This is a genomic window from Candidatus Saccharimonadales bacterium (assembly GCA_035317825.1).
Lineage (GTDB): Bacteria > Patescibacteriota > Saccharimonadia > Saccharimonadales > Saccharimonadaceae > DATHGB01.
Genome location: DATHGB010000015.1, coordinates 89,601 through 98,135 on the forward strand (window position 1 = coordinate 89,601; position 8,535 = coordinate 98,135).

Consider the following 8,535-nt stretch of genomic DNA (forward strand, 5'->3'; position numbering starts at 1 on the left):
GTTATTTACGACCGGTGATCATGACTTTAAAGAAGTCATAAAGGATACCTAGTACCCAGCCAAGAATAAACGCACCGATAGTTTCAAATCCTGAAAGAGGGTAGCCTATATTTTTGGCTACCAGATAGACCGCAAGCGTTAGAACGAATGCAAAAACAGCTCCCGATAATATGGCATTAGGGCGGGCGACCGTAGAACCTACGACGCCACTTACTTTTTCAACGGCTTTATTATGGATAACCTTGCTAAACGTACGACTTGGGGCGGACATGTGAGTACGTGCATCGGCCATTTTGGCGTTGTAACTGGCATCTAGTTCTTTTTTATTTGCCACCGGACCTCTGCGCTGCTTTTCATGAGAGGGAGCTTGTTCAGTCTCGGCCTTACGTTCAACATTAGCCGCTTTTTCAACCGCTTCGCGATGAAGGTCTTCTGCGTTTTCAACTGGTTTATCACCAATTTTTTCAAAGTCCTCGCGGAGCTTGTCTAGGCGTTTCTCACGCTCTTTATCAAGTTCGACTTGGTCGATTTTTTGTTCTTTGCCGGAAGGATCTTGTTCTTGTCTATCACTCATGGTCCACCTTTATTTCTTTCTATATTGTACCAGCGTTTAAGTCACGACGGATAAGGCGAACCTCTTTTTTCATCTGGCGTGAGCGTGCGTAGAAGAAGGCGACAACCGCAAGTACACCACCTGCGAACAGCATGTTTTCGGTAGGGCCGGTAGTCGGAAGCGCGGTGATGACTTGTTCTACTTGTTTTTCGGTAGGACAGTCAACGTTAATGTCTACCGTATTGCCGAATGTATTTGTCATAATACAGTCATATGATGTTTTATCACTCATACCTTGGGGGCTTGCAGGGATTGTGCTGGCAAGTTCTATGACGAAGACACGTGATTGTTTTTGTCCGGCCGCAAGCTTTATCGCAGGCCATGACAATGTTTTTGTCGCGCTGTTAAATGTGGCCCCGCCGTTGTCGACTAATGTTGCGTATTCAAGTACATCATCTAGTTTTTCTTCGACTGGAACGGTTGCCTCGGTCAGGCCGGTATTTTCGATATTAATCGTATAGGTAACGCGATCAGATGCCTTTGATATGACAGTCGTTGCGTCTACGTTGCCTTGGGTGAAGTTTACTGCTGTTTTTGTCTCGACGACCTTTGCTTCACATTCTTTGTCTTTGATCCATATGGATGAATCGCCAGGGCATGGCTGACAGTCGGGACTGTTAGCGGGCAACTGAGGATTAAACGTACATACTGCAGGTGGAACGATCGTAAAGTTAGTGACACAGTTTTGCGTGCTTGTTTTTACGCCAGTACTCGTTGTGACTTCGAGGGATACGCTATATTTACCCGCGCTAGAAAGAGTAAGGCTGTCGGCTGATACTTTTAGCTGATTACTAGTTACGGTGCGGGTGGCAACGGCTTTACCGCTACTATCTTTCACCGTGAACACGTACTTACTAACGGTTGCTCCGCCAGAAGTGACTGATTCACCTGCAAGCTGAACTATTGTCCGGTTGCTGATTGCTGCCGTTAAGTTGGTACAAGCAGCGGCAGGAACTGCCGGAGGTGGTGCAACCGTAAAGCTTTCTTTACAAGTCGTGCTCTCTTTTTTGCCTAGGGACGTATTGACGGCTAATGAAACCGAATACGTTCCAGGCGAGGCTTGCGTATAGTCTGTAGGACCACTGGCGACGGTTTTCGTATAAATGACTGCGCCTGCACCATTTTTCACTGTATATGTGAAACCTGATATAGTTGCCCCGTTTGTCGCAATTGATTTGGAGTTGAATCTAAATGATGTCGTAGAAAGCTTCTGGACGGTTATGTCCTGACATGCCGCGCTTGGTTTTGGAGGTGCTGGCGGGACTCGTTTTGCGGTAAAGTTTCCGCAATCTTTCATTAATGCGAACCAGCCGAATTTTGCTGAATGACCTACGAAGACAGTATAGGTTGAACCATTTGCTTTCGTGTAGGGTTTACTATCCCAAAGGCTAAGCGGGCGGTAATATACTGTTCCTGTACCGCCAGCGCCTTTTTGGTATTGATAGGTTCGTTCGCCTTGTGCCGCGCTAAAACGACTTGCCATACCCCAAGAGTAGACATCTTTTGAATTAACCGTACTTGTCGTGGTAGTTGCTAGTTCCGTGCGCGTAATACCAAGTGATGTATATATATCCTTAATATTGTTATAATTACGGTCGTAGTAAGTCATGTATTCGGTGACACTTTTTACCCCACCCGGGATAAAATCTGAATTGCTAGACGCATTCGCAGATTCCGGTGGCGAAAAGACGGCGAAAGATTGAACAATAAGCGCTAAAGCAGTAAAAATAAGCCCTATACGCCTAGTAGTTTCTTCTTTACGAAGCCGTTTAGCGTAAAAGCCAAGCTGGCCTACTAAGGCTGGACTGAACGCAAGATTACTGACTATCTTCCTGAACATGTTATTTTTACCTTTTTCTTTTTGTTTATCACACCTCTTGGTATAACATTAGCATAAGAAATATGTTCAGTACAATAGCTTGAGTGAACAATATTTGTGCGGTATAATAGAAACATTGTAAATAGCAGAAACGTCTGAAGTAGTGAGGGAACATGGCTAAACAAAAAATAGACGACGGCTCATATGATGGGTCACAAATTCAAGTACTAGAGGGGCTTGAGCCAGTTCGCAAGCGTCCTGGTATGTATATTGGTAGTACCGGCTATGATGGTGTCCACCATCTTATTAAGGAAATCGCCGATAACTCAATAGACGAGGCAATCGCAGGATACGCAAGCCGCGTTGATGTTGTGCTTCTTGAAGACGGCGGGGTCATGGTAACGGATGATGGCCGTGGTATCCCTATAGACAAGCATGAGAAAACCGGCCTCAGTACGCTTGAGACCGTACTGACAGTACTTCACGCTGGTGGTAAATTCGGTGGCGGCGGGTATAAGGTATCCTCAGGTCTACACGGTGTGGGCGCGAGTGTCGTCAATGCCTTGTCGACGAAACTGGTTGCAGAGGTTGTGCAAAAGGGCGAACTATACCGTATTGAATTTGAACGTGGTGCTTCTTTGGCGCCACTGAAGAAGGTCGGTAAAACGGATCGTCCAACGGGTACGACGACAGTGTTCTATCCAGACCCAACCATTTTTAAAGAAACGGTAGAGTTTGACTACGAATGGGTAGTTAATTATCTTCGCCACCAGGCATATCTTACAAAAGGTATTTATGTTTCGGTACGTGACGAACGTACGAAGCAGCGAGCAGCATTTTACTTTGAGGGTGGTATCCAGAGCTACGTAAAGCACTTGAATATCGGTAAAGACGTCGTAAGTGACAGCGTGTTCTATGTAGAGCGCCAAGTTGAAGACTCGATGATAGAAGTCGCCATTCAATATAATGAAACCTTCGTTGAAACAGTAAAGCCGTTCGCTAACAACGTTCTCACCCCTGATGGAGGAACGCACCTTATCGGATTCCGTTCTGCGATGACCCGCGTTATTAACGACTACGCACGTAAAAGCGGCCTGTTGAAAGAAAAAGAAGATAACCTTACGGGTGATGACATCCGTGAAGGCTTGACTGCAATTATCCTCGTGAAGCTTCCTGACCCTCAATTTGAAGGACAGACGAAGAACAAGCTAGGTAACCCGGAAGTCCGGCGCTACGTTGAACAGGTGATGAATGAATACTTTAGTTATTACTTGGACGAAAATCCAAACGTTGCTAAAAAGATCGTCGGCAAATCACTATTAGCTGCTCGCGCACGAAAAGCAGCCCGCGCAGCCCGTGACAATGTTATCCGAAAGGGTGCATTAGACGGTCTAAGCCTGCCAGGTAAACTATCTGACTGCTCAAGCAAAAACCCAGCAGATTCAGAACTTTACATCGTAGAGGGTGACTCGGCTGGTGGATCTGCCAAATCAGGCCGCGACAGCAAGACGCAGGCGATTTTACCACTTCGAGGTAAGGTACTGAACGTTGAACGTGCACGACTCGACCGTATGCTTAATAATAATGAGATCGTGAGTCTCATTAAGGCAATGGGTGTCGGCATTAGCGACCAATTTGATATTAATGGCCTACGTTATCACCGTGTCATTATCATGACCGACGCCGATGTTGACGGTAGCCACATTTCGACACTCCTTTTGACCTTCCTCTTTAGATATATGAAAGAGGTAATTGATGGCGGGTATGTGTATCTTGCAAAACCCCCGTTGTTTTTGTTACGTCAGGGAACAAAGAAAGTTTATGCCTACAGCGACGAAGAGCGTGATGAGATTATCGCAAAGATGATTGCCGAACGCCGCGAAAAGGGTACTGCAATTGATGAGACGGCAGACCTTACTAAGCAAGCGGGCATTACACTTCTCCAGCGCTATAAGGGTCTAGGTGAAATGGACGCTGAACAGTTATGGGATACGACAATGAATCCTGAAAACCGCGTACTGATACAGGTAAAAGTAGAAGACGCCGAGAAAAGTGATGCAATTTTTACAAAGCTAATGGGTGATCAAGTAGATCTTCGTAAAAGCTTTATCCAAAGCCGTGCGAAATCACTAAGCCTAGAGGATCTGGATATTTAGTATGGACGACGATATTACTGACGTAAATAACACAATGCCAATTGAAGATGAGGTAATTGTTCCTCAGACACACTCACGATTAGTGGAGAATCAATCTGTTGAATATGTTATGGAAGAAAGCTTCTTGAAATATTCAATGAGCGTGATTGTTGAGCGTGCTCTTCCTGACGTGCGAGACGGTATGAAACCTGTGCACCGGCGTATTTTATACAGCATGGGCGAACAAAACCTTCGCCCAGGTGGACGATTCCTCAAGAGCGCCCGTATCGTCGGTGACGTAATGGGTAAATATCACCCTCATGGCGATTCATCTATCTACTTTTCAATGGTACGTCTGGCTCAAGATTGGGTAATGCGATACCCATTGGTTAATGGCCAAGGTAACTATGGTTCGATGGACGGAGATCCTCCAGCTGCAAGCCGTTACACTGAAGCACGCCTAGGCCGCGCCGGTAATGAACTGCTAGCTGACCTCGAAAAAGATACGGTTGTTTTTCGTGACAACTACGATGGATCAGAACAAGAACCGTCGGTGCTTCCTGCTAAGCTGCCGAACCTTCTGTTAAACGGACAGATTGGTATTGCTGTTGGTATGGCGACGAATATTCCACCGCATAACCTTAGTGAGCTTGTTGATGCGACAATACATTTGATTGATAACCCCGAAGCGACAACAATCGATGATTTATTGAAATACGTTAAAGGCCCAGATTTTCCAACGGGCGCAGTAGTCTACGGCGGTAGCCCAATGAAGCAGGCTTACCAGACAGGCCGTGGTAGCGTGATGATTCGTGCCGTAACGGCCATCGAAGAGACTAAAAAAGGCCGTAGCCAGATTATCGTCACCGAAATGCCTTATGGCGTAAATAAAGCAACACTTATTGAAAAAATTGCCGAACTGCACAAGGATAAGAAGATTTTAATCAGTGACCTACGCGACGAAAGTGCCAGGGGCAAAGTCCGGGTTGTTATTGAACTTCGAAAAGATGCCTATCCAAAGAAGGTTCTCAACCAGCTCTTCAAGCTTACGGCCTTACAGACGAGCTTCCACTATAATATGCTTGCTCTTATTGATGGTATCCAGCCTAAAGTACTTGGCCTGCATGAAATCCTCGACGAATTCGTCAAACACCGTCGTATCGTTGTTCGCCGCCGAACTGAGTTTGAGCTAAAAGCAGCTAAAGCCCGCGCACACATCCTAGAAGGGTACAAGATCGCTCTTGATCACATTGATGAAGTAATTAAGCTTATTCGTGCAAGTAAGACAAGTGAAATCGCGCAAGCGGGTTTGATCGAGAAGTTCGGCCTTTCCGAAATCCAAGCCCAAGCGATTCTTGCCATGCAGCTACGCCGCCTAACAGGCCTAGAGCGTGACAAGATTGAAAACGAGCTCAATGAGTTACTCGAGCTGATTGCCAAACTAGAGGCAATTCTAGCCGATGAGTCAGAGATCCTTCGTATCATCAAAGAAGAGCTTCTTGAGATGAAAGAGAAATATGGCGATGAACGCCGCAGCCAGATGATTAACTATGAACTCGGTAAGTTTAGCGATGAAGAACTCATCCCTGAAGAAGAGTCTGTTATTCTTTTGACAACAGAAAATTACATCAAACGTACGTTAGTGAGCGAATATCGCCGTCAGAACCGTGGCGGTAAAGGCAAGCGTGGCATGACAACCAAGGAAGAGGATATTATTGACCAGCTTGTACCTGCAAGTACTCATGATTACTTATTATTCTTTACTAACCGAGGTCGCATTTTCCGTTTGAAAGCCTACGAAGTGCCGGCAGCCAGCCTACAAGCTAAGGGTGTTGCAGCAGTTAACCTATTGCAACTACAGCCCGAAGAGAAGATTACTTCTATCATCCGTCATGCAAAGGACGCGAATGATGACGGTTATTTGTTTATGGCAACCACGAAGGGGACGATAAAAAAGACACCTCTCAAGGACTATGCAAATATTCGTACGAATGGTCTCATCGCTATTAAATTAGACGATGGGGATGAGCTACGTTGGATTAAGAAGACGACTGGACAGAACGATGTGATAATCTCTACATCTGCCGGACAAGCCGTTCGCTTTATCGAATCAGATGCTCGTCCAATGGGCCGATCAGCTCGTGGTGTCCGCGGAGTGCGTCTACGGCCGAACGACCAAGTGGTCGGAATGGATATTGTTGATGACGACAACGCACGCCTGCTCGTTATTAGCCAGAACGGCTACGGCAAGACGACCAAGGTTGCTAACTTCCCAAGCCATAAACGTGGAGGCGTTGGTATTAAAGCGGCTGTCGTGACGGCAAAGACAGGCCCGATTATCTCTGTCCGTACTTTAGAACCAGATGCCAGTGAAGTATTGCTAATATCCAATCAGGGCCAGGCAATTCGCGTCGCGCTGAAGGATATTCCAACACTTGGACGTACGACGCAAGGCGTGCGTATCATGCGCATGCGTGAAGGGGACAAAGTGTCATCACTTGGACTTATGCCTGAACAGGCTGCACCAGAACTAGAGGAAGAGGAGTAGAATAGGGTTATGGAACTCGTTTCCCCCTATCTTGTAGCAATCGTTATTGCGTGGCTTTTGTCGCACATCATTAAGTACGCGATTGCTACAGGGCAAGGGAAACGCCTTGACCTAACGCACCAGCTATTCATATCGGGCGGGATGCCTAGCTCGCATGCGGCTACATCAGTGGCTATCTGGATGGTCATATTACTAAAAGACGGTATAGGGTCAGCTATATTTGGCCTTGCAACCCTAGTCGTTCTGGTTATTACCTACGACGCAGTCAAGGTACGGCGGTCTTCAGGAGAGCAGGGTGAAGCAATTACCCAGCTAATCAAAGAAACAAAAAGTCCGGTTAAATTACCCCGATCCGCAAAGGGTCATACGCCCCTAGAAGTCCTCGTAGGGTCTATTTTAGGCGCCACTATTGGCTTAGTTGTCTTTTTAGCTACAAAATAGTTTCAAATTACCCTTGACGGACACCCGCTACGTACGTTATGCTTGATCACAGTCTGGTCGCACAATAAAGCGAAGCAACTGTGGAGTTGAATAGATCAAATGAACGTTAACAATTTAGTTGTGCATATTATCATCGTCAGTTTATATTTTATGTAGATAGTCAATTTATTGATATATCTTTTTATGGAGAGTTTGATCCTGGCTCAGGATGAACGCTGGCGGAGTGCCTAACACATGCAAGTCGAGCGGCAGCACGAGTAGTTTACTACTTGGTGGCGAGCGGCGGACGGCTGAGTAACGCGTGGGAACATGCCCCAAAGTGAGGAATAACTGCCCGAAAGGGTAGCTAATGCCGCATATGATCTTCGGATTAAAGGATTTATCCGCTTTGGGAGTGGCCCGCGTACGATTAGATAGTTGGTGAGGTAAAGGCTCACCAAGTCCACGATCGTTAACTGGTCTGAGAGGATGATCAGTCAGACTGGAACTGAGACACGGTCCAGACTCCTACGGGAGGCAGCAGTGAGGAATCTTCCACAATGGACGAAAGTCTGATGGAGCAACTCCGCGTGCAGGATGAAGGCCCTCGGGTCGTAAACTGCTTTTATGAGTGAAGAATATGACGGTAACTCATGAATAAGGGTCGGCTAACTACGTGCCAGCAGCCGCGGTCATACGTAGGACCCAAGCGTTATCCGGAGTGACTGGGCGTAAAGAGTTGCGTAGGTGGTTAGTAAAGTGAATAGTGAAATCTGGCGGCTCAACCGTACAGGCTATTATTCAAACTCACTAACTCGAGAATGGTAGAGGTAACTGGAATTTCTAGTGTAGGAGTGAAATCCGTAGATATTAGAAGGAACACCAATGGCGTAGGCAGGTTACTGGACCATTTCTGACACTGAGGCACGAAAGCGTGGGGAGCGAACCGGATTAGATACCCGGGTAGTCCACGCCGTAAACGATGGATACTAGCTGTTGG

Annotated in this window: 5 protein-coding genes and 1 rRNA gene; 4 read left to right on the plus strand and 2 right to left on the minus strand. The window is 46.5% G+C overall.

Translation table 11 applies throughout. The annotated features are described in order from the left end of the window. Position 1: 1 nt before the first annotated feature. Positions 2 to 574, minus strand: coding sequence for a hypothetical protein (locus VK497_03225; protein ID HMI09382.1), 573 nt, complete (start codon positions 572 to 574; stop codon positions 2 to 4). Between the two features lie 19 nt (positions 575 to 593). Continuing rightward, complete coding sequence (locus tag VK497_03230) at positions 594 to 2,453, minus strand: hypothetical protein (GenBank protein HMI09383.1); 1,860 nt, start codon at positions 2,451 to 2,453, stop codon at positions 594 to 596. Between the two features lie 152 nt (positions 2,454 to 2,605). Here VK497_03230 and gyrB point away from each other — a divergent pair, with 152 nt between their 5' ends. From gyrB to VK497_03250, 4 genes are all read left to right on the plus strand, one after another. Further along, positions 2,606 to 4,588: a DNA topoisomerase (ATP-hydrolyzing) subunit B gene (gene gyrB / locus VK497_03235; protein HMI09384.1), complete on the plus strand. Its 1,983-nt coding sequence runs from the start codon at positions 2,606 to 2,608 to the stop codon at positions 4,586 to 4,588. 1 nt (position 4,589) lies between these two features. After that, positions 4,590 to 7,115, plus strand: coding sequence for a DNA gyrase subunit A (gyrA, locus tag VK497_03240; GenBank protein ID HMI09385.1), 2,526 nt, complete (start codon positions 4,590 to 4,592; stop codon positions 7,113 to 7,115). Between the two features lie 9 nt (positions 7,116 to 7,124). After that, complete coding sequence (locus tag VK497_03245) at positions 7,125 to 7,556, plus strand: divergent PAP2 family protein (GenBank protein HMI09386.1); 432 nt, start codon at positions 7,125 to 7,127, stop codon at positions 7,554 to 7,556. A 180-nt stretch (positions 7,557 to 7,736) separates the two neighbouring features. After that, positions 7,737 to 8,535 (plus strand): 16S ribosomal RNA (locus VK497_03250); the annotation flags it as partial.

Excerpts from the sequence above, each read along its gene's own strand:
- VK497_03225 (HMI09382.1), bottom strand. The coding sequence starts at position 574 with ATGAGTGATAGACAAGAACAAGATCCTTCCGGCAAAGAACAAAAAATC.
- VK497_03230 (HMI09383.1), bottom strand. The coding sequence starts at position 2,453 with ATGTTCAGGAAGATAGTCAGTAATCTTGCGTTCAGTCCAGCCTTAGTA.
- gyrB (HMI09384.1), top strand. The coding sequence starts at position 2,606 with ATGGCTAAACAAAAAATAGACGACGGCTCATATGATGGGTCACAAATT.
- gyrA (HMI09385.1), top strand. The coding sequence starts at position 4,590 with ATGGACGACGATATTACTGACGTAAATAACACAATGCCAATTGAAGAT.
- VK497_03245 (HMI09386.1), top strand. The coding sequence starts at position 7,125 with ATGGAACTCGTTTCCCCCTATCTTGTAGCAATCGTTATTGCGTGGCTT.